The organism is Cytobacillus sp. OWB-43 (genome assembly GCF_034651445.1).
Taxonomy (GTDB): Bacteria; Bacillota; Bacilli; order Bacillales; family Cytobacillaceae; genus Cytobacillus; species Cytobacillus kochii.
In genome coordinates this window covers 158,806-182,766 of sequence record NZ_JAYEFF010000006.1, presented here as the reverse complement: position 1 = coordinate 182,766, position 23,961 = coordinate 158,806, and the positions used below count along the sequence as shown (strand labels likewise).

The 23,961-nt window shown below is 36.7% G+C and carries 27 protein-coding genes and 1 pseudogene; 10 read left to right on the top strand and 18 right to left on the bottom strand.

Annotated features, from left to right (window positions below):
- Nucleotides 1-73: 73 nt before the first annotated feature.
- Entirely contained in the window at nucleotides 74-940 is an 867-nt protein-coding gene (locus U9M49_RS18990) for a dimethylarginine dimethylaminohydrolase family protein (protein WP_322910388.1), read from the bottom strand.
- Between the two features lie 324 nt (nucleotides 941-1,264).
- Entirely contained in the window at nucleotides 1,265-2,194 is a 930-nt protein-coding gene (locus U9M49_RS18985; RefSeq protein ID WP_095372140.1) for a 1,4-dihydroxy-2-naphthoate polyprenyltransferase, read from the bottom strand.
- Between the two features lie 259 nt (nucleotides 2,195-2,453).
- Between U9M49_RS18985 and U9M49_RS18980 the strand changes: the two genes are divergently transcribed.
- The 5 genes from U9M49_RS18980 to U9M49_RS18960 all read left to right on the top strand — a co-directional run bounded on the left by U9M49_RS18980 (nucleotide 2,454) and on the right by U9M49_RS18960 (nucleotide 8,943).
- Nucleotides 2,454-3,860 carry an isochorismate synthase gene (locus tag U9M49_RS18980; RefSeq protein WP_322910387.1) on the top strand — a complete coding sequence of 469 codons (1,407 nt, stop codon included), beginning with the start codon at nucleotides 2,454-2,456 and terminating at the stop codon, nucleotides 3,858-3,860.
- Entirely contained in the window at nucleotides 3,857-5,608 is a 1,752-nt protein-coding gene (gene menD / locus U9M49_RS18975; RefSeq protein WP_322910386.1) for a 2-succinyl-5-enolpyruvyl-6-hydroxy-3-cyclohexene-1-carboxylic-acid synthase, read from the top strand. The genes U9M49_RS18980 and menD overlap by 4 nt, the downstream gene beginning before the upstream one ends.
- Nucleotides 5,608-6,423: a 2-succinyl-6-hydroxy-2,4-cyclohexadiene-1-carboxylate synthase gene (gene menH / locus U9M49_RS18970; RefSeq protein ID WP_322910385.1), complete on the top strand. Its 816-nt coding sequence runs from the start codon at nucleotides 5,608-5,610 to the stop codon at nucleotides 6,421-6,423. The genes menD and menH overlap by 1 nt, the downstream gene beginning before the upstream one ends.
- Nucleotides 6,424-6,532: 109 nt before the next feature.
- On the top strand, nucleotides 6,533-7,354 hold the full coding sequence (menB, locus tag U9M49_RS18965; RefSeq protein ID WP_095372144.1) for a 1,4-dihydroxy-2-naphthoyl-CoA synthase: 822 nt from the start codon (nucleotides 6,533-6,535) through the stop codon (nucleotides 7,352-7,354).
- 101 nt (nucleotides 7,355-7,455) lie between these two features.
- Nucleotides 7,456-8,943: an o-succinylbenzoate--CoA ligase gene (locus U9M49_RS18960; protein WP_322910384.1), complete on the top strand. Its 1,488-nt coding sequence runs from the start codon at nucleotides 7,456-7,458 to the stop codon at nucleotides 8,941-8,943.
- 31 nt (nucleotides 8,944-8,974) lie between these two features.
- Here U9M49_RS18960 and U9M49_RS18955 read toward each other — a convergent pair whose 3' ends face one another.
- The 5 genes from U9M49_RS18955 to U9M49_RS18935 form a co-directional block, all read right to left on the bottom strand.
- Entirely contained in the window at nucleotides 8,975-9,451 is a 477-nt protein-coding gene (locus U9M49_RS18955) for a DinB family protein (protein ID WP_322910383.1), read from the bottom strand.
- A gap of 41 nt (nucleotides 9,452-9,492) precedes the next feature.
- Nucleotides 9,493-9,942, bottom strand: coding sequence for a GNAT family N-acetyltransferase (locus U9M49_RS18950; RefSeq protein ID WP_322910382.1), 450 nt, complete (start codon nucleotides 9,940-9,942; stop codon nucleotides 9,493-9,495).
- Entirely contained in the window at nucleotides 9,935-10,927 is a 993-nt protein-coding gene (gene rsgA, locus U9M49_RS18945) for a ribosome small subunit-dependent GTPase A (RefSeq protein WP_322910381.1), read from the bottom strand. The genes U9M49_RS18950 and rsgA overlap by 8 nt, the downstream gene beginning before the upstream one ends.
- 318 nt (nucleotides 10,928-11,245) lie before the next feature.
- Nucleotides 11,246-11,395 carry a DUF1540 domain-containing protein gene (locus U9M49_RS18940; RefSeq protein WP_095372149.1) on the bottom strand — a complete coding sequence of 50 codons (150 nt, stop codon included), beginning with the start codon at nucleotides 11,393-11,395 and terminating at the stop codon, nucleotides 11,246-11,248.
- Between the two features lie 234 nt (nucleotides 11,396-11,629).
- A complete protein-coding gene (locus U9M49_RS18935; protein WP_322910380.1) occupies nucleotides 11,630-12,607 on the bottom strand; it encodes a metal ABC transporter solute-binding protein, Zn/Mn family in 978 nt (325 codons plus the stop codon).
- A 211-nt stretch (nucleotides 12,608-12,818) separates the two neighbouring features.
- Here U9M49_RS18935 and U9M49_RS18930 point away from each other — a divergent pair, with 211 nt between their 5' ends.
- Nucleotides 12,819-13,382: a beta-class carbonic anhydrase gene (locus tag U9M49_RS18930; protein ID WP_095372151.1), complete on the top strand. Its 564-nt coding sequence runs from the start codon at nucleotides 12,819-12,821 to the stop codon at nucleotides 13,380-13,382.
- A 1-nt stretch (nucleotide 13,383) separates the two neighbouring features.
- On the opposite strand, the gene yidD is transcribed toward U9M49_RS18930, so the two are convergent.
- Nucleotides 13,384-13,626 (bottom strand): membrane protein insertion efficiency factor YidD, encoded by a 243-nt coding sequence (gene yidD, locus U9M49_RS18925; protein WP_095372152.1) that lies wholly within the window; start codon nucleotides 13,624-13,626, stop codon nucleotides 13,384-13,386.
- Between the two features lie 153 nt (nucleotides 13,627-13,779).
- Here yidD and U9M49_RS18920 point away from each other — a divergent pair, with 153 nt between their 5' ends.
- Nucleotides 13,780-14,253: an S-ribosylhomocysteine lyase gene (locus U9M49_RS18920; RefSeq protein WP_095372153.1), complete on the top strand. Its 474-nt coding sequence runs from the start codon at nucleotides 13,780-13,782 to the stop codon at nucleotides 14,251-14,253.
- A gap of 357 nt (nucleotides 14,254-14,610) precedes the next feature.
- Here U9M49_RS18920 and U9M49_RS18915 read toward each other — a convergent pair whose 3' ends face one another.
- The 5 genes and pseudogenes from U9M49_RS18915 to ytzI form a co-directional block, all read right to left on the bottom strand.
- Nucleotides 14,611-15,330, bottom strand: coding sequence for an alpha/beta hydrolase (locus tag U9M49_RS18915; RefSeq protein WP_322910379.1), 720 nt, complete (start codon nucleotides 15,328-15,330; stop codon nucleotides 14,611-14,613).
- Nucleotides 15,331-15,371: 41 nt separating this feature from the next.
- A pseudogene (locus tag U9M49_RS18910) lies at nucleotides 15,372-16,426 on the bottom strand (IS1595 family transposase).
- A 149-nt stretch (nucleotides 16,427-16,575) separates the two neighbouring features.
- Entirely contained in the window at nucleotides 16,576-16,917 is a 342-nt protein-coding gene (locus U9M49_RS18905; RefSeq protein WP_322910378.1) for a hypothetical protein, read from the bottom strand.
- A gap of 78 nt (nucleotides 16,918-16,995) precedes the next feature.
- Nucleotides 16,996-18,447 (bottom strand): cardiolipin synthase, encoded by a 1,452-nt coding sequence (gene cls / locus U9M49_RS18900; protein WP_095372155.1) that lies wholly within the window; start codon nucleotides 18,445-18,447, stop codon nucleotides 16,996-16,998.
- A 33-nt stretch (nucleotides 18,448-18,480) separates the two neighbouring features.
- Nucleotides 18,481-18,654 (bottom strand): YtzI protein, encoded by a 174-nt coding sequence (gene ytzI / locus U9M49_RS18895; RefSeq protein WP_095372156.1) that lies wholly within the window; start codon nucleotides 18,652-18,654, stop codon nucleotides 18,481-18,483.
- A 135-nt stretch (nucleotides 18,655-18,789) separates the two neighbouring features.
- Between ytzI and U9M49_RS18890 the strand changes: the two genes are divergently transcribed.
- Nucleotides 18,790-19,227: a Dps family protein gene (locus U9M49_RS18890; protein WP_095372157.1), complete on the top strand. Its 438-nt coding sequence runs from the start codon at nucleotides 18,790-18,792 to the stop codon at nucleotides 19,225-19,227.
- 129 nt (nucleotides 19,228-19,356) lie between these two features.
- Here U9M49_RS18890 and U9M49_RS18885 read toward each other — a convergent pair whose 3' ends face one another.
- Nucleotides 19,357-19,758, bottom strand: a complete 402-nt coding sequence (locus U9M49_RS18885; protein WP_322910377.1) for a hypothetical protein — start codon at nucleotides 19,756-19,758, stop codon at nucleotides 19,357-19,359.
- A gap of 230 nt (nucleotides 19,759-19,988) precedes the next feature.
- Nucleotides 19,989-20,225, bottom strand: a complete 237-nt coding sequence (locus U9M49_RS18880) for a DUF6154 family protein (RefSeq protein WP_095372158.1) — start codon at nucleotides 20,223-20,225, stop codon at nucleotides 19,989-19,991.
- An 89-nt stretch (nucleotides 20,226-20,314) separates the two neighbouring features.
- Here U9M49_RS18880 and U9M49_RS18875 point away from each other — a divergent pair, with 89 nt between their 5' ends.
- Nucleotides 20,315-20,677 carry a hydrolase gene (locus U9M49_RS18875; protein WP_095373621.1) on the top strand — a complete coding sequence of 121 codons (363 nt, stop codon included), beginning with the start codon at nucleotides 20,315-20,317 and terminating at the stop codon, nucleotides 20,675-20,677.
- A 114-nt stretch (nucleotides 20,678-20,791) separates the two neighbouring features.
- A complete protein-coding gene (gene ytkD, locus U9M49_RS18870) occupies nucleotides 20,792-21,265 on the top strand; it encodes an RNA deprotection pyrophosphohydrolase (protein ID WP_095372159.1) in 474 nt (157 codons plus the stop codon).
- 24 nt (nucleotides 21,266-21,289) lie between these two features.
- Here ytkD and U9M49_RS18865 read toward each other — a convergent pair whose 3' ends face one another.
- The 3 genes from U9M49_RS18865 to U9M49_RS18855 all read right to left on the bottom strand — a co-directional run bounded on the left by U9M49_RS18865 (nucleotide 21,290) and on the right by U9M49_RS18855 (nucleotide 23,921).
- Nucleotides 21,290-22,096, bottom strand: coding sequence for an ABC transporter permease (locus U9M49_RS18865; protein ID WP_224938834.1), 807 nt, complete (start codon nucleotides 22,094-22,096; stop codon nucleotides 21,290-21,292).
- Complete coding sequence (locus U9M49_RS18860) at nucleotides 22,062-22,853, bottom strand: ABC transporter ATP-binding protein (RefSeq protein WP_095372161.1); 792 nt, start codon at nucleotides 22,851-22,853, stop codon at nucleotides 22,062-22,064. The genes U9M49_RS18865 and U9M49_RS18860 overlap by 35 nt, the downstream gene beginning before the upstream one ends.
- Before the next feature lie 69 nt (nucleotides 22,854-22,922).
- Complete coding sequence (locus U9M49_RS18855; protein WP_322910376.1) at nucleotides 22,923-23,921, bottom strand: ABC transporter substrate-binding protein; 999 nt, start codon at nucleotides 23,919-23,921, stop codon at nucleotides 22,923-22,925.
- Between the last annotated feature and the right edge of the window lie 40 nt (nucleotides 23,922-23,961).

Genomic DNA, 23,961 nt, shown 5'->3' with positions numbered 1-23,961 from the left:
TAAGCACTATATTATAAATGCTAGAGAAAACGGAGGGAGTCTCTATATTTATTCACTCAACCGCATTTGTTCCTCAATCAAAATAAGCTGGGTCTGTTAAACGTAATAGGGGCATTGTGCAACAGCGGAAGGCACCACCGGATTTTATGATTTCAGAAATATCTACTTCGATTACTTCGAAGCCTCTTTGACTTAGAGCTCGATTTACTTGTGTATTGATTGGTTGTGAGAATACTTGTCTATTACCTACAGAAAGGACATTTGTTCCTAGTGTGAACTGTTCTTCCTTAGAGACCTCAATAATGTCATATCTTGAATATAAATATTCTTCTACTTTTTTATCCATTTGTCCTGGATATAGGAGTGCTTCTGTAGGAGATAGCACGTTAAAGATACAGTCTAAATGTAAAAAGGATTTAGTAAATGGTACTGGTAATACTTTCATATGTGGTAAGTTAGATTGTAAATATTGAATACCAATCGTATCGGAACGGTCACTTTGTCCAATATAAACGGTATCTTGATCGATAATGACATCTCCACCTTCAACATGACCATGTTTTATATTGTTATAAGATACATTATGGGATTTTAACCACTCTTGTAAAATATCTTCTTCACCATGTCTTATTTTCGTTGCCATCGCAGCGATAAATACAGTGTCCCCAAGGGTGAAACCAATGTCACGCGTAAACACTTGTTCAGGATAGTTTTTACCTGGAGGTAAAAGTACGACCTCAATCCCTAAATCTTTTAATTTTGCAACGAATTGTTGATGCTGAATGATGGCTTGCTCCACATTAAAGCCTTTATCAGAATACCTTCTTTGTGTTTCATTGATTTGATTCTCAATATTCATGTAGGTTGGTTCGCATAATACGACAGTTTTTAAACGACCATACTCGGTACTACATTGTGCTTTATACTGACTATCCAGCATCTTTCATCCTCCTTACAATCTTTAGTGAGATTTCGTCCTTTGTATCTATTCCTATTTAGCATCTTACATGGGTGAATTCAGGATGTATTAAGTTTTCATCTTGATTATTAGGTAGGTTTCACTGCAGCTTTTCTTATAATATGACCTAGTTCAAATACTTTAGTCGCTTTCTAGATGTGCCGTTGTTGGTTAAAATAAGTGAAAAATTGCGATAATTATTCATTTATTTTATCATCTTATGGTACGCTAAGCAGAGATTGAATGCTAAAAAAGTAGGAAAAAGCGCCTTATAAGTAAAAGGCGCTTAGCAAAGTGCTACTGATTTTATAGAATATATCCGATTAATAATCCTATAGAAAGTAGTAATCCAAATACAGTGTTTGTTTGGGCAGTATTTTTCATTGCTGGGACCATCTCATATGCAATCGTCTTGCCTTTAAAGCCTTTAATGGCATTGATTGGTTTTGGTGCACTTAGTACCACGAGTGCAAGCCATGGTGAAACAACTTGCATTACAATTAAAATAAATACCCATATATAAGAAACGATAAACATGGTTGCTAATAATTTTACGGCTTTTGGACGTCCGATTAAAATAGCTAATGTTTTTCGACCAAATTCCTTGTCCCCATCTAAGTCTCGAATATTATTAGAGAGCATAATACCTCCAACTAATAAAAGACTAGGAATGGCCACAAGAACACTTGTCGTAGTTACTGTGCCAGTTTGAATAAAAAATGAGATCAAAATAAGTAACATACCCATAACAAAACCAGAAATAATTTCACCAAAAGGTGTATAGGCAATTGGTAATGGCCCACCTGTGTATAAATAGCCAATAGCCATACCTAGAAGTCCAACAGCTGCTAACCACCAACTGCTATTCATGCAAATATAAATCCCTATCAAGATGGAAGCGCCGTATAACCCTAAAGCGGAGTTAAGCACAACATGTGGTTTAATCCCCTCTCTAACAATTGCTCCACCAATCCCTACAGACTCAGCTGTGTCATTGCCGCGTTTGAAGTCATAATATTCATTGAACATATTCGTTGCAATTTGAAGGAAAAGACTAGCAACCATCATGGCGATAAAAAGTCCGGCATCTAACGACGTTTCATAAATAGCCAATGCGCTACCTAGTAGTACAGGAACAAAGGCAGCTGTTAATGTATGTGGACGTGTTAATTGCCACCAGATTTGCCATTTCTTCTTCGTAGAATGTGGCGTGTTTATATTAGGTTGTGTTTGCACTTTTTAGTACCTCCAATTAAGTCAAATAAAACAAATCACTTTCTTAAGTTTAGGTAATGTCCTATTAAGTGTCAATTGAATTTTGAAAGAAGCGAAGGAGGATATTTCCTACTAAAGAACGAACAGTGCTTATTTTACTCAAAATAATATATAATAAGGAAGTGTATTGATTGGAATGATTGACAGCATTTAAGCAAGAGGTGTATCTTTAATGAATGAAGAATAGCAGCTGACTGTAGCTGTTATTGGAGGGATTTTTTTGTTTACTTTACAGCACACAGAATTTAAAGAAGGGTTTATTAAAGCGTTATCGAAAGCACAACGAACGAACCATGATATTTTATTTAGTGAGGTTTGTGAGATAGATTGCATAGACCCTTTAGCTTTTTTTGGAGCAGGAAAAAAGACAGAACTAGGTGATCGGTTTTTTTGGACAGGTTCTGATAATGAGGTTGTAATAACTGGTGTTGGTATTAACTATTTATTTCAATCGGATCAGACTACTGACCGCTTTTTTTATGTACAAAAAAAGTGGCAGTCATTGCTTGATGATGCAATAATCCATAATTCATACTCAATCGACGCGATTGGTCCAACATTATTTGGTGGATTCACTTTCGATCCTCTGAAAGAAAAGACCAAATTATGGAGTCAATATAAGCATACAGATTTTCATCTACCGCAATATATGTGCACTATTACTGGTGGTCGTGCTTTTTTAACAACGAATATGCTTGTTCATCCACACGATAGAGAAGAACGTATTGAGGATATGTTAGAGGAACGTAGGCAATTATTACAAAATGCTAAAGTATTACCTACGGGGATAAATAACAAGGTGATTGCCCAACATGAGGTGGCGTCTAGAGAATGGAAGAAAGCTGTCGCACAAGTAGTAGATGAGATGAAAAAAAACGTTATACAAAAAGTTGTTTTGGCGAGAGAAACGAGACTTACTTTTGCTCATCCTGTACAAATTGAAAGCGTCCTACAAAATCTTTTAGACAAGCAAAAAAACAGCTTTATCTTTGCCTTTGAGTCGGGGTCCGATTGTTTTATTGGAGCGACACCAGAACGGTTAGTGAAAAAACAAGGTCATACGCTTTATACGACTTGTTTAGCGGGCTCAATGAAAAGAGGAGAGACAAAGGAAGAGGATGATGTTCTCGGGAAAGAATTATTACAAGATGAAAAAAATCTCCAAGAGCATCAATACGTTGTAGATATGATTCGTCAAGCGATGGAAATGGTAGGTACAGAAGTCGAATTACCTGAGGGTCCGCAACTTTTAAAATTAAGAGATATTCAACATCTTTATACACCAGTTATTGCAGCAGCTAGTAAGGAAGGGTCGCTCTTGGCAATTATAGAAAAACTGCACCCAACACCAGCTCTAGGTGGAGTTCCGACAGAAAAAGCTATAGAAGTCATTAGGGGTTTAGAGATTTTGGACAGAGGGTTATATGGTAGTCCAATTGGCTGGCTTGATTACCAAGGCAATGGCGATTTTGCAGTGGCATTGCGATCAGGATTAATACAAGGTAATGAGGCTTCGATCTTTGCTGGATGTGGTGTTGTGAAAGATTCTGAAGTTGAAAGTGAATTTCAGGAAACGAAAATTAAGTTTAGACCAATGTTATCAGCGCTTGGAGGGGAACTGAAATGAGCCATCAACAGGCTTTAACTAAATACATTGCGGCTTTCATTTCTGAACTAGTAAAAAATGGCGTAGAAGATGTGGTCGTCAGTCCTGGATCTCGTTCTACGCCCATGGCTATGGTAATGGCTGAGCACCCAGACCTTCAAGTCCATATCCATGTTGATGAACGTTCGGCAGCTTTCTTTGCTCTTGGAATAGCCAAAGGGACAAAACGTCCAGTCGCCATTTTATGTACTTCGGGTACAGCAGCAGCAAATTACTATCCTGCGATAATCGAAGCGTTTTACTCTCGAGTACCTCTACTTGTCTTTACTGCAGACCGCCCTCATGAACTAAGAGATATAGGCGCGCCACAAGCTATCGATCAAATTCAAATGTACGGAAAACATGTCAAATGGTTTGCAGAAATGGCACCACCTGAAAATGGGCCTTCGATGATTAATTATGTCCGTACGGCTGCTGTAAGAGCAGTTGCTACTGCGAAGAGAAATCCAGAAGGTCCTGTTCATATGAATTTTCCGTTTAGGGAACCGCTTATTCCTGACCTAAACGATCCGGAGATTTTCCTTAGCTCTTCTAGAGAACAAAAGTATATGACAGTGTCACCATCTATTTTAACAGTGGATGATGCCCAATTTGATACTATTGCGCAAACTGTTTCAACATATAATAAAGGAATGATTATCTGCGGACCTATGGATGATGCGGACCTTTCACATAAGATTGTTGAACTTGGAAAAGCACTACAATTTCCGATTATTGCTGATCCACTTTCACAATTACGCAGTGGATGCCATGAACAAAGCCAAATCATTGATGCATATGATGCCATTTTGAAAAGTGAGACAGCGAAAGTTGAGTTGCAACCTGAGTTAATCATTCGTTTTGGCGCGATGCCAGTATCGAAACCGTTGCTACTGTTTATGAAGCAGTATCCAGAAACGCGTCAATTAATTGTCGATGGTGGAGGAGGCTTTAGAGATCCCTCATTGTTATCAACAGATATGATATATTGTGATGAGAAACAATTTTGTGAAGAACTGATTCTTCGTGCCAATACTTTTGCTATTAAAGAGAATGGCTATCTTACTTTATGGCAGGTCGTTAATGAAGTGGCAAAAAAAGAAATGGTAAAAGTATTGGAGATTGAACAACTCAATGAGGGAAAGATATTTGCCCAATTAGGTCAGTTACTGCCTGAAGAGTCTACGATTTTCGTTGGGAATAGCATGCCCATTCGGGATTTAGATAGCTTTTATTTTATTAATAACAAATCTATGAGGATTTTAGGTAATAGAGGAGCAAATGGTATTGACGGTACAATTTCCACAGCGCTAGGCGTGGCAATGTATACACAACCACTTTATCTAATTGTTGGAGATTTAACCTTTTTCCACGACTTGAATGGGTTGATTGTTAGTAAACTATACCATATTCCTATTACGATTATTGTTATTAATAATAATGGCGGAGGGATTTTCTCTTTCTTACCACAATCAGAACACCCGAAGCATTTTGAATTATTATTTGGTACGCCATTGAACATAGATTTCTCACACAGTGTAACAATGTTTGGTGGAGATTATATAAAGGTGGAAGACTGGCAGCAGTTCTCGGAAGCAATTGCGACGGAGACATCTCATTTAAAGGTAATTGAGGTTATGACCAATAGAGAAAATAATGTAAAAGAGCATCGGAATTTGTGGGAATCTGTTTCCCGGGAAATAGATAAGAGAATAAAGGACGAAGAGTAATGGACTTTTTCTACAAAAACGTGAAATATCATGTCGAAACTTTCGGTCATGGAGAACCAATCATGGCACTTCATGGATTTACAGGTAATAGCAGCGGTTGGCAATTTTATTCAGAAATAATATCTGATCGAACAATCATTGCACCGGATATTATTGGTCACGGACAGTCAGAATCACCGGATGATATTTCTCATTATCAAATTGAAGAGCAAGCGGCTATGCTAGCACATTTAATAAACCTTATGAAAATAAGTAAAGTTGATGTAATTGGTTATTCAATGGGTGGGCGATTAGCCATTACCTTTGCTCTGCTTTTTCCAGAAAAGGTCCATCGCCTGATCCTTGAGAGTACAACACCAGGAATTGAATCTATTGAAGATAGAGAAATACGTATTAAAAATGATAAGAAAATCTGTCAATTGATTAAAGATAAAGAAATAGAGGGATTTGTGAATTATTGGGAAAAAATTCCTTTGTTCGCAAGTCAAAAGAAATTAACAGCACATAAGAGAGAGCTGGTACGTACGCAACGTCTGAGAAATAGCCCCCAAGGGTTAATAAACAGTCTTATTGGGATGGGTACTGGTGCGCAACCTAATTGGTGGACAGCGATAGCTGAGCTTCAGATGCCAGTCCTTATTTTGACCGGTTCAATCGATCAAAAGTTTTGTACGATTGGTGAAGAAATGTCTATGCGTATTCAACGTGCTACACATCAAACGATTGAAAAATCAGGCCATACCGTTCACCTTGAAAAACCTTTACAGTATGTAGATGAAATAGAGAAATTTTTATTGGAAACATCAACCTATTAGAAGAAAATGATGAAAAAAGGTGTGTTTTTCGTCAATTATTGCTAAAATATGATAGGAAGCACTATTAAAATTACAAAATGAGTTAGTAATATAGAAGGAGGACTTCGAAATGTCAGCAGTAGAATGGGTAGCAGGCCGTAAATATGAAGAAATTCTATATGAAACATATAACGGTATTGCTAAAATTACAATTAACCGTCCGCACGTACATAATGCATTCACTCCGAAAACTGTAATGGAATTAATGGATGCATTTGCATACGCACGAGATGATTCTAATGTAGGTGTAATCGTTCTTACAGGAGCAGGGGATAAAGCTTTCTGTTCTGGTGGGGACCAAAAAGTCCGAGGACATGGCGGATATGTTGGAGATGACCAGATTCCTCGTTTGAACGTACTGGACTTACAACGATTAATTCGTGTCATTCCTAAACCTGTTATTGCAATGGTAAAAGGTTATGCTATTGGTGGTGGACATGTTCTTCACGTTGTTTGTGATTTAACAATTGCTGCAGATAATGCTGTATTTGGTCAAACAGGTCCTAAAGTTGGAAGCTTTGATGCTGGTTACGGTTCTGGTTACTTGGCACGTCTTGTAGGCCACAAGAAAGCGCGTGAGATTTGGTTCTTATGCCGTCAATATAACGCACAAGAAGCTTTAGATATGGGACTAGTTAATACAGTAGTGCCACTTGAAAAAGTAGAAGAGGAAACGATTCAATGGTGTGAAGAAATTCTATCAAAAAGTCCAACTGCGATTCGTTTCTTAAAAGCTGCATTTAATGCAGATACTGATGGTCTAGCAGGCCTTCAACAGTTTGCTGGAGATGCAACACTTCTTTACTATACTTCTGATGAAGCAAAAGAAGGAAGAGACGCATTTAAAGAAAAACGTGATCCGGACTTTGGACAATTCCCACGTTTCCCTTAATGAAATGATAAAATGAGCAGCTTGATGGGATAACCATCAAGCTGTTTTGCCATTGTTTCTTTTTAGGATTCGTTGTGACTATATTAAAGAAGGTGTCTGTTTTGTCTAATCAAGAGATGCAAAATTTTATTTATAAAAGGTTTCTATCTACACCGAAAAGAGAAGCATTTTATTACGAAGGAAAAAGTTATACTTTTGAAACCGTTTATCATGAGGCATATCGGTGGGCTGGTATCTTATCAGCTAAAGGAGTAAAGCAATCACAATTCGTGGGTGTACTGCTTAAGAATAATCTTCAATCGGTTTTCGTTTTATTCGCTTTGCAACTTCTTGGCGTTAAAGCGGTAATATTGAATAGTAGATTAACGAGTAAAGAAATCATTTGGCAACTACAGGATTCAGGGTCTGTTTTTTTTATAACTGAAGATGCTTTTAAAAAAGTTAGAGCTGATGTTGAAATGGAAGTATCATCCCTTCGTTTACTTGTGAAAGAGGAAATCATGGTTGATGATTTCGAGGAGCCTATGATAGTAAGTGAAGTCCAATTAGATCATATTTGCACAATTATGTACACGTCAGGCACGACAGGTCATCCAAAAGGTGTGATGCAAACTTACGGTAATCACTTATGGAGTGCTGTTGGCTCAAGTTTGAACCTTGGATTAAGGGATGATGATGTATGGTTATGTGCTGTCCCGTTATTTCATATAAGCGGTTTCTCCATTCTTATGAGAGGACTCATATATGGTCATAAGATTGTACTACTTGATAGTTTTGATGCGGATAAAACGATAACACTGATTCGTGAGCAAAAAGTGACCATTATGTCTGCAGTCAGTACGATGTTGAAAAAAATGGTAGAACGTTTGCAACAGCAGCCGTTGCACGATTCATTTCGCTGTATGTTACTTGGAGGGGGACCGGCATCGCGTGCACTATTAGAAGATTCCGTTTCTTGTGGTATTCCGGTTTATCAAACATATGGGATGACAGAGACATCCTCACAAATCGTAACATTATCACCTGAGGATAGTATTAAAAAGTTAGGTTCGGCTGGTAAAGCCTTATTTCCTTCTCAAGTAAAGATATGTCGAGAGACTGGTGAAGTGGCAGAGGCGAATGAATCTGGTGAAATTTTTGTTAAAGGGCCGAATGTAACAAGTGGTTATTTAGGAAAAGATGAGGCAACTGCTGAAAAAATTCAACAAGGTTGGTTAGCAACAGGGGATATAGGCCTTCTAGATGAAGATGGCTTTCTTTATGTGCTTGACCGTCGCTCTGATTTGATTATTTCAGGTGGAGAAAATGTGTATCCTGCTGAGGTAGAAGGAATTGTTGCAGCACATCCAGCTGTTGATGATACAGGTGTGATAGGTATGAAAGATTCCACATGGGGAGAAGTGCCGGTAGCATTTGTTGTAATTAAGAAAGACGCAGAAGTTTCTCATAAAGAGCTCGAGGAATATTGCCAAGAAAAATTAGCGAAGTACAAAATTCCGAAGAGATTCTTTATTGTCGATCAAATTCCAAGAAACGCTGCTAAAAAAATCTTGCGAAGAGAACTAAGAAAAATGGTACAAGCATTTTAAAGGAGAAAATCCGAACGATTGTTCGGATTTTCTAATGAGATGACTTTATTAATTTCTTCAAATAAGCTATCTGTCCTATATGGTAAGCGTTGTGTGAAGTGACATTGGCAATGATTGCCCACCAATGGGCTGTAACAGGAAATCCTTCGACATATTGATCCAATAATTCATTGGTTGTTAGGAGTTTTTGCCAGTGTTGTAACTTAACTAAGAGTGAAGCTTTTAAATCTGAAAAGTTTGTTCCCTTAGGAACGAAAAAGCTCCAATCGTTATTTTCGATTCGTTGAACTGTCCCAACATTATTTTCTTTAAAGCGAATATGCCAAACTTCATTCCAGTAAATGAGATGTCGTGTAATTTCGGCTATGCTATGACTTTTATCGTTTGGCTTCATAAACGCTTCTTCTTCACTAATTTCATCAACCGTTTGCAAGAAGGGGGTATACCAACTAGGATCGTCTGCATTTGCGGCTAACTGATCTAATAATACTTCTATCGCCTCAGCCATTCATCTTCCTCCTAATGAATTTTCACTTTATGCAAAAGCTATTATTCGTTTATGGACAAAATATAAGCCGGTTCTTTGCCAAAATGATGTCCACTATTAATGAAGCCCACCGCTTTAAACAGAGCAATACTAGCATGATTTTCACGATGAATACCTGCAATAATAAGTGGTTTTCTAGCTAACTGTTTCATTTCTGTCACGATAAGTTTTAATGCTTGCTTGGCATATCCCTTTTGTTGATGACTATCACAAATCATAATACGATAAATCCAATACCCATTCAGTTCTTCTAGCTGACGATTATACATAACAAAGCCAATGATTTGCTGATTTACTGTAATCGCATAGGTTTGTAAAGTTGGTTCAAACTGTTGTTGAATGATAGAGGTAGCATTACTTTCCACAAATTTACTCTGCTCTGTTGTAACATGTAATGATGCAACTTCGTACCAATTCTCTTTTGTGATTGCAGTTAAATGAATTTCACTCATAACGTGCACTCTTTTTCTTATTCGTTGTTTTCATACGTTTCTTTTCTTGTTTCGCACGGCGTTTCTCGAGCATGATTAACTCTCGTTCTAGTTTAAAGTAGCTGCTAAGCCTCTTCTCAGTTATTTTTCCTTCATCAATTGCTTGTTGTACGGCACATCCCACTTCTTTATGATGAGAGCAGTTTCTAAATTTACATTGCTCACTTAGTGCTTGAATATCTGTAAAGCTCTCCCCTATATTTATATCATCTTCCCAAAGTTGAAATTCACGCATACCTGGTGTATCGATGATATATCCGTCACCTAATTGAATTAATTCCCTATGGGTTGTGGTGTGACGACCTTTCTGATCATCTTCACGAATATTGCCCACCTTCATCCGTTCCTCATTCGTTAGTAAGTTAATAAGTGTAGATTTCCCGACACCAGATGATCCCACAAATGTACCAGTTTTGCCTCCAATTAAGTAATCTTTAATGACCTCTACAGATTCAGGTTGAAACATACTAACCATTGTGAAATCGACGCCAAGTAGTAATAATTGATCCAAAATCCATCCTTTATCTTCACAAAGATCAGCTTTTGTTAAGACAATAATAGGTAAAGCTCCAGAATGTTGTGCTGCAACTAAATAGCGCTCGATTCTTGCTATATTAAAATCTTCGTTCATGCTTGTAACAATGAATAAATAATCAATGTTAGTAGCGATAATTTGTTCCTTCACAGCAACTCCGGCAGTTTTTCTTGAAAACTTGCTCGTTCGTGGTAAAACTTCTTTGATCATTGCTTTATCTTCATTTGGTAATTGGTGAAACACAACCCAATCACCAACCGCTGGATAGTCTGCCTCATGTTGAACTTGAAAGTGATAGTTGCCAGGGAGGCTAGCGGGTAAAAAGGTTTGCTCTTTTGTCAATATTTTGTACATATGGTTATAGGCGATAGCAATTCGCCCGATGAGTTGTTTTTCATGCTTTTTTTTCAAATTCTTTTCCTCCATTTTTGTGATAAATAAAAAACCTTATGACCCGCAATTAAAGGATCATAAGGTTTATCCGCACATAAATGAAAGAAATGAATAATAGGGTATTAACCTATTTCCAATGAGCATGATAAATATGAAAACTTTAATTGCTTCGGTATGAAAAAGTCAATTAGATTCATCATGCTCACCTACTTTCAATATTTAGTAGCTTTAGTATATAATGCTATTTGAAAAATAGCAATAATTATTTTTTTTAGAAAAATGAAGGCGCCTTTATATGTACGAAAATTACATATAAAAGCGTCTATAGGCTATTTCTTATTGAGGTTCAAATGTTTTACAGTCAGTTTCCTTGCTCGTAGATGCCTGGTCTCGATGGCTGACTACATAAATTTGATCAGCACCACATAGATTGCCTTTTTCCCAGAAAGTACAATTATTGACTTCACACAATACATCTTTTGCCATCATTTTCACTTCCTTTTAGAAAAATCTTCAGATGGGTTTCACCATCATCACTATTCTTACCATAATTGGCTGATGATATAATCATAAGTTTTTTCAAAAAAAGGGAGAGTAAACTAATTATCTCTAACTCAGATATAGGTAGTTACATGCTTTATTAGTCCGAAACCTAATACAATTTCCTCTTAAAGAAAAAATAAGAACCAAAGCATTTATTTGCTCTGGTCCTACTATTAGTTAGTTTAAACCTTTTTCCAGGTTATCAATATTTCTTTCCATTAATGTAAAATAGTTTTCTCCTTCATTAATATCTGCTTCAGTTAAGACAGCAAGATTATGAAGCTGTAAGCTCTCGGCACCGATTTCAGATTGAACGATTTCAGTTAATTTAGAGCTAACATTTTGTTCGAAATAAATCGTGTCTAAGGTATTTTCATTTGCTGTTTGAATAATATTTTGCAATTGTTTTTGGGAGGGTTCACTAGATGTGCTAAGCCCGGCCACACTTATTTGTTCTAATCCATAACGCGATTCCCAATAACCATAGGCTGCATGAGAAACGATGAATTTGTTTTTATCTGCATTTTCAACCATTGAAGTAAAGTTATCATTTAATTCATTAAGTTCTTCATTTAGTTTATCAAAGTTTGCAGTAAATTCTTCTTCATGCTCTGGAAGGGCAGTAATTAATTGTGTTTGGATTTCCTCTGCTAATTGCTGTCCGTATACTGGATCAATCCAAACATGGGGGTCAACATCGCCATGATCGTGACCATCATGACTATGACCATCATGGTCGTGATCATGTTCATGATCATGTTCATCGTGTTCGTGCTGCTCTGTTTTTTCTATTGCAAGATGTTCCCCAGCGGCAACCATTTTAACGCCTTCATTACTTAAGATATCTTTCGCTTGATCAACAAATCCTTCTAAACCAAGGCCCAAATAGATAAATAAATCAGAATCGGCCATTTTAATCATGTCCTTTTGTGAAGGTTCGTAAGTATGTTCATCAGAACCGGGAGGGTAAACAGTTTTTACATCAACAAGGTCTCCACCGATTCTTTCTGTGAAATATTGTAATGGGTAGACTGTAGTATAAACAGTTAAAACTTCTTCTGATGATTGTGTTGTCTCCTTGTCACTCGCTGTTGAATTTGAGCATGCAGCAAGGATGAAAATAAAAGGAATAAGTAAAATAGATAATTTCTTCATATGTTTCTCCCCTTAATGTATCAAATCGTATTTATTACGATTTATTTTTCGTATTAATACGTAACCGTTCCGATTCACATATGTAATCATACAAAAACTAAATCGAAAAATCAAGTATAAAATTTGTTAAAATGGATACTATTTTGTATCATAAAAGAAGAGCAAGCGATTTAACACATATTTAACAATATACGTAGTGGAGATGAAAATAATGAGTCTTTTACAAGAGGTATTAGCATTTAATAAGGAGTTTGTGGAAACAGAGCAATATCGTGAATATGCCACAACGAAATATCCAAACAAACGAATGGTTATTTTAACATGTATGGATACAAGATTGGTGGAACTATTACCGAAAGCATTAAATGTAAAAAATGGTGATATAAAAATCGTCAAAACAGCAGGGGCACTTGTGAGTCATCCATTTGGCAGTATTATGAGAAGTATTCTCGTTGCGCTGTATCAATTAAAAGCAGACGAGGTATTAGTTATCGGTCACCATGATTGTGGGATGAGTGGCATGAATGCCAATGCAATGATTGAAAATATGAAGGAAAGAGGCATTTCAGAAGAAACAATTTCTACTTTGAATTATTCCGGTATTGATATTGAGAGCTGGTTAGAAGGCTTTAATAAAGTAGAGGACAGTGTCGCACATAGTGTAGATATGATTAAGAACCACCCGCTGATTCCAGCAGTACCAGTACATGGTCTTGTCATCGATCCTAGTACGGGCAAACTGGACTTAGTCGTGGATGGATATGAGAAGAAATAAGTTATTTGCTTTGTTTGCGAGTTGGCCATTCTTCTGGCACGAAATCAACCCCACCAGGATGGAATGGGTGACATTTTAAGATTCTTTTAATAGTTAAATATCCGCCCTTTATTGCACCAAATCGTTTAACTGCCTCTAATCCGTAATTGGAACAAGTAGGGTAAAAACGACAAGTAGGTGGCTTGATGGGTGAAATGGCTACTTGATAGAATTTAAAAAATCCAAGCATGATTTTTTGTAACATATGGACCTTCCTTTGAAAAAAGTTGCTCTTTTAGCACCAAGATATCATATAATAGGGTGAAAAGTCCAAATCATTGACTATATATTTAAAGTTGATGAAATTAGTCGGATTTTATAGTATAATAAAGGCAATGATGATAAAGGAGTGTATTTTATGCCATCAGTTGAAAGTTTTGAATTAGACCATAACGCTGTCAAGGCTCCATATGTGAGACATTGTGGCGTGCATAAAGTAGGAACAGACGGAAAGATCAACAAATATGACATTCGTTTCTGTCAGCCAAACAAAGCGGCTATGAAGCCAGATTCTATTCACACACTTGAACATTTACTTGCGTTTAACATTAGAACACACGCAGAGAAATATGATCATTTTGATATTATTGATATTTCGCCAATGGGTTGTCAAACAGGCTATTATTTAGTTGTAAGTGGTGAGCCAACAGTAGAAGAAATTATCGACCTTTTAGATGCAACAATGAAAGATGCTGTTGAAATTGTAGAAATACCAGCAGCAAATGAAAAACAATGTGGTCAAGCGAAGCTACACGACCTAGAAGGTGCAAAGAAGTTAATGAAATATTGGCTTTCTCAATCAAAAGAAGAATTAAAGCAAGTATTTGCTTAAGTGGTTCTCCTTCCATCATATTTGATGGAAGGTTTTTTATTTTTACTGAAGTGATTTGTTACTTCACCCACGCAAACAGAAAGTATAAACCTTCTCTGAACCAAGAGCCATTTTAAATCTAAAAGACGAAGAGGAATTAAATCTGTCGCTCGTATAAATGAATATCCACTTCAGTTCTTACAGGTCATTTCCTTTTCAACTCTTATTTTTATTCTTAAGCTATGTTAAATGATAATGTTGATATTATAAAATATACAAGGGAACTCTATATTCGCTAGGAGTTCCCTTATTCCGTATAAGTTCAAGAAGATTAAATAACTCATCAACTTTCTAACCAGAATGTAAATTATATTACTTTTACAGACTGATAATCTTGTTAAGAAATGTATGTAAAGTTTTAGTATATAAATCTGGTTGTTCCCTATGTACCAAGTGACCAGAAAAAGGAATAACAGATATATTAATATTATAATTTAATTGCTTGTAGGTTATAGCGGCGGAAACTTCTATTTCTTGCTTTTCGCCAACAATACATAATGTTGGGATTTTGATATCAGATACATCACCTGTTTTATCAAAGGGGTAGAAATCTTCATCATTGAAAGATTGAAGTAACAATTTCCAATCACTTTCTCCGTGAATTTCGTTTAAGAATGCTACGGCTTCTTCGTTATTAAACAATTGTTCATAGGATGCAGCTTCTTCTCTTGAAAGTTCTGTCCAGTTATCAGGCTCTACTGGAAATATCCCAGAAAAGCTGAGAGACTTAACCTTATTAGGATATACTTTAGCAAAAAGCAAAGCAGCGATTCCACCTATTGAAACTCCTGCAATATGACATTGTTCAATATTCAGAAATTCCAAGGTATCATTTAAATCTTTGACACAACGATTAAAGTAATTATCGATTTCTCCAACAGACTTTCCGTGTCCTCTTAAATCAGGTCTAATTACTTTAAAGTTCCTAGCTGAAAAGTATTCACTTTGTTCCTGATACTCGGTCAAGCCAGTCATTCCTCCAGAGTGAATGAGAACTAAGGGTTCACCTTCACCTGTAATATTTGTATGTAAAATCATATAATCCCTCCACCTCTTTGTTTAATTAATATGTCCTATAACTAAATACGCTTCGTTACCCATTTGGAAAATTCTGATAAACTAATTTTATCATAGGCAGCATCCGTTAAAAACAGACAACTTTCAACAATTATCTTGCTAACCGTCGTGTCGTCATTTCGATGTTTAATTTGGTCTAGAAATTGAAACCAACTCCAATAATGGTCGAGTTATTGCGTTGCCACGCCATTAAACCGATTTATCCAGCCCTTCAAACGACTATGATAACTATTCACATTTTCGATATGATAAACGCCTCGGACACGTTCTTTTCCATCAGATTTAAACCTATAGTGCTCAAACGTCTTTTTCTTTTGCGTAAGTCATAAATACCCGCCAAGCATAGGTACATAGAACATTTGCAGGAGACAGTATAGTGCCAATTGCCTCTTCCAGTCGGGGTTTTACAATTCGACCCTGACCAACGACCTTCGAATACGTTGCCTTCTGACGTGCTCTTGCAACCAATACACAAACTTGTTCTTTACTAATATCTCGTTGTGAAGACGAACCACCTCGTTTACGTGCATTTCGACCATCAATTTTGCGTTTCCCTTTTTCTGAGTACAGAAAATAAGTCTCATCCATCTCCACGATACTTTCAAATCTGTCAAAATCATTTGTTTAATAGCTGAAAGGAGCTTGTGTCTATAGAACAAAGTTACATAGTGAACCCCTAAGAGTTCTGACGATTTCCGAAGTGAGTAATCCTCTATCATACACTGAACGAACTCCAACCATTTGTGAGGATGGTGAGTACCGTGAAGAGGAGTATTCGTTAGGTTAGTAAATATCTTAGCACAACCTTGCAGCGGTATCGTTGGCGTACAATTGTGCGAGTACCCATTTTCACGTTGTATTTTCCGAACCGAAATGCGTTATTGGAATCGCAATGAGAACAAGTGAATCCGTCTTTATGCTTCCGCTCTGAAACCTCTTTATATTTAGTCTCACTAGCGGTATAGGAAGCTAAGGATGTAACAATGAACTCTTTCCGGCGGTATTGGTCTGCTGTACTAAACTTTTGGATTTCTAGCATGATGTCCTTCAATGCCATTCTAAACAACTCGCTCTCGTCTTATTTTACGTTCATTATAGAACAAGAGTTCTTTTTATTCAGATATCAATAGAGTTATTTAACATAGCTTATTCTTAAAAAAATTCTATGAAAAAACTCATTTTTTCTATTGAAAATTAATCTATATTTTATAGAGATACTGGAGGAATAATTTCAGTTAACAGCAAGATGAAAAATATAAGTCCGATAAGAAAAAAAGTGAGGGAAGCGAAAAAGAATGGTCCTCGTCTAAATATAGTTGGTGGTTCTACAAATGGTGTAAAGCCCGTTTCTGCACGAGTTTTAGCATCTTGTTGCTCCTTGATGTAAGGGAGCCCTCCAGAAAAGTAAATGCTTGTGATAAGAAATACAATGCCCGTAAAGAATATGACTTCAATAAAGCGCACAGAAAACTGAGAAGAGAGAAAATAAGTGATACCTGTTTCGATGGCAAAGGTAATGAGGAAAATAGTACAAAACTTTATCTTCATCAACAAGACTCCTTTTTTATCCATATATTCCTATTTTATGTTATAGATCACCATAAATCTATACAAAAAACCACCGACTCACAGAATCGGTGATAGTAGGCGCGATATAGATTCCTTGAACTTAATATAAAAGGAACGGTTATTGTAATCATCTAATGTAAGGTTACGTGATACTCTTACATCATTATAGAAGCTAGCTGCTACTTCCTCAGCTATCTTGCGGTCATAAATAAAGGCATTGACCTCAAAGTTGAGCCTAAAGCTTCGAACATCGATGTTGGCTGTCCCAACAGATGCAATTTCATCATCAATTACGATTGTTTTCGCATGAATAAAACCATTATCATAAATTAGCACTTTTGCTCCAAGTTTTAATAATTCGCCAATGTACGAATAGGTAGCCCAATAAACAAACATATGGTCAGGTTTGTTAGGAATCATAATTTTTACATTCACACCTGACAAAACAGCTATCCTAAGCGCATCAACAACACTAGCATCAGGTATAAAATAAGGAGTTTGAATAAGGATGGTTTCTTTTGCGGACATAATCATTTTTATATAACCAAGTTTGATTTGTTCGAGTTCGTTATCTGGTCCACTTGCTACAATTTGCATAGGGATACGTCCCTTTGTAGTGATAGGGGGATAATACTCCGGTAAATAGTGAATATCATGACGATGTGAAGCTTGATTCCAGTCAAGTATAAAGCGTGTTTGTATCGCATAAACTGCGCTTCCTTCTATCCTTAAATGTGTATCTCGCCAATAACCGAATTTCTTATTTAAACCTAAGTATTCATCTCCAACATTAAAGCCACCAACATAGCCAATTTTGCCATCAATAATTACTAGCTTGCGATGATTACGATAATTTAACCGTAAATTAATAAAGTGGAATTTAGAAGGAAAGAACGCCTCAACCTCTCCACCAGCCTCACGTAAGCTCTTAAAAAACCGTTTGGTTAAACTTCTTGATCCTAAATCATCATATAAAATGCGGACCTTCACACCTTCACGGGCTTTTTTATTCAGAAGTGTGATTAGCCTTTTGCTTAATGCATCCCTTCTTAAGATATAGTATTGCAGATGGATATGGTCAGTAGCGCCTTCTATATCTTTAAATAGGGCATCGAACTTGTCTTTGCCATCTGTATACATTTGTATAGCATTATCTTGCGTAAGTACAGCATCATTATTTACTAATTGCATATGAATGAGGTCATAATGATTTTGAACTTGCTCATTCTCTGCAGGCAAACTGCGATTATGAAGCGCTGATATTTGCATTTTGAGCATTTCATCAATGCCTATTTTCTTACGATCTTCCCATTGAAACATTTTCTTCTTTTTGGAGAAGTTTTGTCCGAATAATAAGTAAATGGCAAACCCGAGTAGCGGGATAAAGAACAAAACTAGTAACCACGCCCATGTGGATGCGGCGTCTTTTCGTTCAAGAAAAATAACGACAATGGCAAGAATCATATTTAAAAGGTAAATGAGTCCAATAAATATGGAGTAAATATCCATAGAAGTGCAGATTCCTCTCAAAAAGTATTAGTGTTACTTTATATCCTTGTCCTCTTGATTGGGTGCCTTATCCTCTTCTGAAAGAGGTTTCGGTAGAGGATCTACGGTATGTTTGAATGTGTAAGCTTTGGATGTTGTCATTACACTTAAAATAAGGATTGTAAAGACAATAATAATTGATATCATAATGACAATAATATAAGTCATAAATAGTCTCCCCCTTTACAAAAGCTATTTTACCATTTCTCTCTTTTAATCTGAACTAAAATATCTTTCCTTATCCGATAGTTATGTGTTTGAAAATTGGATAAGCGGGTATCTTATAAGTGGAGGTTGATAAATATGAGCGAAAAATTAATCCAATCAGTAAACAAACAAGTAGCAAACTGGACTGTAATGTATGTGAAGTTACATAACTACCATTGGTATGTTAAAGGAAGCAACTTCTTCGTATTACATGAAAAATTTGAAGAACTATATAACGAAGCTAATGACCATATTGACGAATTAGCGGAAAGAATACTTGCTTTAGGTGGAAATCCTGTAGCAACAATGAAGGATTGCTTGGATACGGCTTCTATTGAAGAAGCAACAGGTAAAGAAGACGCAAGAGACATGGTACAATCTGTATGGAGTGACTTCGATAAAATGTTAGATGAACTACAAGAAGGTATTGAACTAGCTGATGAAGCGAAAGATGAAGCCACTGGTGATATGCTGATTGCAGTTAAACAGAGTGTGAAAAAACATAACTGGATGCTTAAAGCATTTTTAGGATAAGCGGAAAAAGATCTCTTTTAAGAGGTCTTTTTTAATTTTGGGAAATATAAAACGTGCAGGGAGAGACGATATGAAAGAATGTGGAATATGAAAAGAGCCGAATGAAAAGGAAATCTGAAATTGCGAACTTTAGTGGGCTGAAAAGAGCCGAGAATAGTTGTTAAACTGGAATACGAACACAAGAAAGTGTAAAGAACCGAGAACTCCAGCATTGATCCGACTAAACTGTGGATTTCTGTCGAGATGAGTAGGGATATGAGTAGTTGCCCGACTAAACTTTGTTTTTCCGTCGAGATGAGTAGGGATATGAGTAGTTGCCCGACTAATCTTTGTTTCACCGTCGAGATAAGTAGCGATTCGTTGAAATGCCAGACTAAACTGTAGATTTTCGTCGAGATGAGTAGGGATTCGGGCAAATGCCCGACTAATCTGTGGATCTCCGTCGAGATGAGTAGCGATTCCATCATCTGCCCGACTAAACTTTGTTTCGCCGTCCAGATGAGTAGCGATTCCATCATCTGCCCGACTCAACTCTGCATCCCCATCCAGATGAGTCGTAATTCCATCATTTATTTGAATCAATATCAAGTGAGAGAAGACCAAGATGCTTCTAACATGCCACTAATTAATTTGGAAAATATAGCAAGTTAAATGGGTGAATATTCAGCTTCACTTTTAAACATGCCACCAAGTTTATCCTTATTTCCCCAATCCACCACTTTCTGTAACATGCCACTTTTTTATCAGAAGCCTATGTAGACTCAATGATAATTTTGAGGCTTTGTAAAATCACTTTCTGCAAATTTTCCTTTAAGGGATTCAATAACATAAAGCCCCATTAAATTATATAGTTCTTGGTTATCCAGTTCTTCAATTAATGTAAGGATATCTTCTCGGGACATTTCCTCTAAGAAAGCAAAGGTAAGCATATCAATATCTTCTTCGTCCCCTGTAAGCTTGTTACGATAATAGTCGTACAGTTCATCAATAATTTTCATTATTTGCACCTGCCCATTTTCATCTTATTTTACGTTTAGTATATGTTAAGTTCATGGTTTTGCTCATTTTTCGTATAAATTCATTCATAATGAGGGAAACAAATAATAAGAAGAAAGGGGCTGAAAGTGTGGATCAGAAGAAAACTTATTATATTACGGTGAATGATGGTGAAATCTCACAAAGTTCTACTTCCTCATCATGGAATTTTAAAATAGAGGCAACTGATGATGAAATTATCGAATTGAGAGAGTTGTTTGATCAAAATTACTCAACAGAATGGGAAGGTTTTTTCCGGGCTCATGTTCCTTATTTACAGTATCATTTCGACAGGCAAAATGATAAGTATGATGATGGTTTGACGCAAATATATAGCGCCATTTATCGATTAGGCGATGAAGAAGCTAAAAATCATATTGTCAATATGGGGATTCTTCCCCCTGAACAACAATAAAACTGTGCTCTAAACACCGTTATAAATATTGACGGTGTTTTCACCTTTTCCTGTACGTTACGTTTCTTTCCAAGTAAAATATACCAATAAGTATATGTAAAGTGAGAGGATTAAATGGAATATTTTATCGATCAAAACGGGAATCGTGTAGCACTCTCATTTAATGAAGAAGGATTTGAAATGGAGCCGCGTCATGTGTTGGTGTTATGTAAAAAAGGCGATGACTGGTTATTAACGAACCATAAAGAAAGAGGGTGGGAGTTTCCCGGTGGAAAGGCTGAGGAAGGAGAAGATATATATACAGCTGCAAAGAGAGAAGTAAAGGAAGAAACCGGAGCAGTCTTGTCTTCTATTGAACATATTGGTACATATCAAGTAATGGAAAAACATCGTTCCTTTATAAAGGCTATCATGTTTGCAGAGGTTGATTATTTACAAAAAGTAGACCATTATTTCGAAACGGATGGTCCAAAATGGGTAGCGATTAATCAGCTCATGAGGGAGATTCATCAACCCAATTATAGTTTTATAATGAAAGATCGTGTAGTAGAGAGAAGTGTAGCTTATCTACAAAATCGCTTGAAATAAAGGGCTGCACGCTCATGCAAGCCCTTAGTTGTTTTTTATTAATTTCTTCTCTAAAAATTCTACTGCTTGATACATAATGGTAGCTAATACAGCTATGACAAGCAGAGAGAGCATAACTAAAGTAAAGTTAAATACTTGGAATCCGTAAATAATCATATAACCTAATCCTTTAGAGGCGACGAGAAACTCCCCGACGATCACCCCGACCCAAGATAAGCCGACATTGACTTTAAGTGTGGAAATAATTACAGGAAAGGATGACGGAAGAATGGCTTCCTTAAATATTTGGAAGCGGGTTCCACCAAAGGTTTGAAGCACTTTTATATAATTTGGATCTACCTCTCTAAAAGATGTATAAACGACGATGGTTGTGATAATAACGGAAATAATCGTTCCCATTGCTACAATCGACGTGAAGCTAGGTCCAAGAGCGACAATTAAAATCGGTCCTAAAGCCACTTTCGGCATACTGTTTAAAATGACGAGATAAGGATCTAGAATCTTAGAGAGAAACGGTGACCACCATAGAATCGCCGCCAATATCGTTCCCAATAATGTCCCTAAAATAAAACCGAGTATGGTTTCTGATAAAGTAAAACCTAAATCAAAAAACAGCGTACCATCTTGAACTTTAATTAAAAAGAGCTCCCATACTTTTGAAGGTGAACTGAAAATGAGAGGATCAATCCACTTGTTTCTACTGGCAATCTCCCAGCCTGAGAAGAAAATAAGAAAAATAACGAGTTGATAAAATCGTACCCAATACTTTTCTTTCTTAAGGGAGCGGATATACGCATTATGGAGTGCTTTTGTGTGACTCTTGTGATCCAAGGGACTCCATCTCCTTCCAAATCGTTTGAAAAATTTCTGCATTCATTGGGTGGTTTCTTGTATCGAATGGAGAGCATTCTCTTAATTCTTCAGGTATTTCAAATACTTTATGAATCTTACCAGGGCTTGGTGCGAATAAATAGATGCGATCGCTCATCGCAATTGCTTCGCCGATATCATGTGTCACAAGAATAGCTGTTTTTCCAAATGATTTTAATGTGTCAGATACAAGATTTTCTAAATGCAATTTTGTTTGATAATCGAGAGCGGAAAATGGTTCATCTAACATGAGAAGTTTAGGTTCGGTTGCCAGCGTCCTTACAAGTGCTACCCTTTGTCGCATGCCGCCTGATAATTGTTTTGGATACAATGACTCGACATCTGATAAGCCCATTTGTAATAATAAATCTTTTGCATAAGCTTTTCTTTCTTCATCTAAGTGATGATTGATCTTTAGACCCAAAAGAATATTTTCCTCAATGGTTTTCCAAGGGAATAGATAATCTTGTTGCAACATATATCCAATTTCACTTTTCAATGTAGCTACTTGTTTTCCTTCTAATTCTACACGGCCCTCCGTTGGTTGGAAAAGACCAGCAATGATAGATAACAAGGTTGTTTTGCCACATCCGCTCGGTCCTAAAAATGAAATGAATTCTCCTTCATTCACTTGAAGTGAGATATTAGAGAGAGCCGTCACTGCATTTGATTTCGTAAAGTAAGTATGATGAATATCTTGCACTTTTAAGAATGTCATCTTGCAGTCTCCTCTTTTTTTTTCTGGATGGTTGAGCGAACAGAATCATTCTATCCGCTCCACATAGTACTATTCTTTAATCACTTTCTCAGCAATGGATGTGTTGACAAGAGTTTCATAATCCACTCGAGCAGGCAGTTCACCTGCTTCATCCATAATATTTTGCAAGTTCTCCCATTCTTCTTTTTCTAAAATAGGATCGGTCGCAAAGGACCCTTGACTTTTATAACGATCAATTGACATGGTTAAAATTTCTAAATCTGTATTATCAAAGTATTTTGTAATGATTTTAGCTGTTTCTTCTGCTGAATGTCCATCTACCCATTGTTGCGCTTTATAGATGGCACGTGTAAATTTCTCTACTGTTTCTTCGTTTTCATTGATGAAGCTATCCTTTGTCATATATGCTGTATAAGGAAGATGGCCAGATTCTTCACCGAAGGAAGCGACGATATGTCCAATGCCTTCTTTTTCAAACACACTCGCAGTCGGTTCGAATAATTGTACAAACTCACCAGTACCAGATGAAAAGGCAGGAGCGATATTGGCAAAATCAATATTTTGAATTAGCTCTAAGTCAGCATGTGGATCAATATCATGTTTTTTTAACGTATACTCACCAGCCATTTGCGGCATGCCACCTTTTCTTTGCCCGAGGAAGGTACTCTTCTTTACCATATCCCAAGTGAAATCTTGGATATCTTCCCTTGCAACAAGGAAGGTGCCATCTGTTTGCGTCAGTTGGGCAAAATTTATGACAGGATCATTTGCTCCTTGCGCCTGAACATAAATGGATGTTTCAGAGCCAACAAGAGCAATATCAATACTATCGGATAATAGCGCAGTCATCGTTTTATCGCCGCCGGCAGTGGTGGTTAACGTAACATCCAAACCTTCCTCTTTAAAAAAACCTTTTTCAATTGCAACATATTGGGGAGCATAAAAAAGAGATCTTGTGACCTCACCGATACGTATTTTTGTCACATCCTCTTTTCCACAAGCTGCAAGAGGAATGAGTAGAACAGAAATACAGAGAAGCATGAAGCTCCATTTAAGCCATTTTTTCATTTGAGAACCTCCTCATTCAATGTTTCTTAGATTTTTGCAT

Bases quoted from the DNA above. Each gene is read 5' to 3' on its own strand.
- U9M49_RS18990 (WP_322910388.1), bottom strand. From the start codon at position 940: ATGCTGGATAGTCAGTATAAAGCACAATGTAGTACCGAGTATGGTCGT.
- menD (WP_322910386.1), top strand. From the start codon at position 3,857: ATGAGCCATCAACAGGCTTTAACTAAATACATTGCGGCTTTCATTTCT.
- menH (WP_322910385.1), top strand. From the start codon at position 5,608: ATGGACTTTTTCTACAAAAACGTGAAATATCATGTCGAAACTTTCGGT.
- menB (WP_095372144.1), top strand. From the start codon at position 6,533: ATGTCAGCAGTAGAATGGGTAGCAGGCCGTAAATATGAAGAAATTCTA.
- U9M49_RS18955 (WP_322910383.1), bottom strand. From the start codon at position 9,451: ATGGCTGAGGCGATAGAAGTATTATTAGATCAGTTAGCCGCAAATGCA.
- U9M49_RS18950 (WP_322910382.1), bottom strand. From the start codon at position 9,942: ATGAGTGAAATTCATTTAACTGCAATCACAAAAGAGAATTGGTACGAA.
- U9M49_RS18940 (WP_095372149.1), bottom strand. From the start codon at position 11,395: ATGGCAAAAGATGTATTGTGTGAAGTCAATAATTGTACTTTCTGGGAA.
- U9M49_RS18935 (WP_322910380.1), bottom strand. From the start codon at position 12,607: ATGAAGAAATTATCTATTTTACTTATTCCTTTTATTTTCATCCTTGCT.
- U9M49_RS18930 (WP_095372151.1), top strand. From the start codon at position 12,819: ATGAGTCTTTTACAAGAGGTATTAGCATTTAATAAGGAGTTTGTGGAA.
- yidD (WP_095372152.1), bottom strand. From the start codon at position 13,626: ATGTTACAAAAAATCATGCTTGGATTTTTTAAATTCTATCAAGTAGCC.
- U9M49_RS18920 (WP_095372153.1), top strand. From the start codon at position 13,780: ATGCCATCAGTTGAAAGTTTTGAATTAGACCATAACGCTGTCAAGGCT.
- U9M49_RS18915 (WP_322910379.1), bottom strand. From the start codon at position 15,330: ATGATTTTACATACAAATATTACAGGTGAAGGTGAACCCTTAGTTCTC.
- U9M49_RS18905 (WP_322910378.1), bottom strand. From the start codon at position 16,917: ATGAAGATAAAGTTTTGTACTATTTTCCTCATTACCTTTGCCATCGAA.
- cls (WP_095372155.1), bottom strand. From the start codon at position 18,447: ATGGATATTTACTCCATATTTATTGGACTCATTTACCTTTTAAATATG.
- ytzI (WP_095372156.1), bottom strand. From the start codon at position 18,654: ATGACTTATATTATTGTCATTATGATATCAATTATTATTGTCTTTACA.
- U9M49_RS18890 (WP_095372157.1), top strand. From the start codon at position 18,790: ATGAGCGAAAAATTAATCCAATCAGTAAACAAACAAGTAGCAAACTGG.
- U9M49_RS18880 (WP_095372158.1), bottom strand. From the start codon at position 20,225: ATGAAAATTATTGATGAACTGTACGACTATTATCGTAACAAGCTTACA.
- U9M49_RS18875 (WP_095373621.1), top strand. From the start codon at position 20,315: ATGAGGGAAACAAATAATAAGAAGAAAGGGGCTGAAAGTGTGGATCAG.
- ytkD (WP_095372159.1), top strand. From the start codon at position 20,792: ATGGAATATTTTATCGATCAAAACGGGAATCGTGTAGCACTCTCATTT.
- U9M49_RS18860 (WP_095372161.1), bottom strand. From the start codon at position 22,853: ATGACATTCTTAAAAGTGCAAGATATTCATCATACTTACTTTACGAAA.
- U9M49_RS18855 (WP_322910376.1), bottom strand. From the start codon at position 23,921: ATGAAAAAATGGCTTAAATGGAGCTTCATGCTTCTCTGTATTTCTGTT.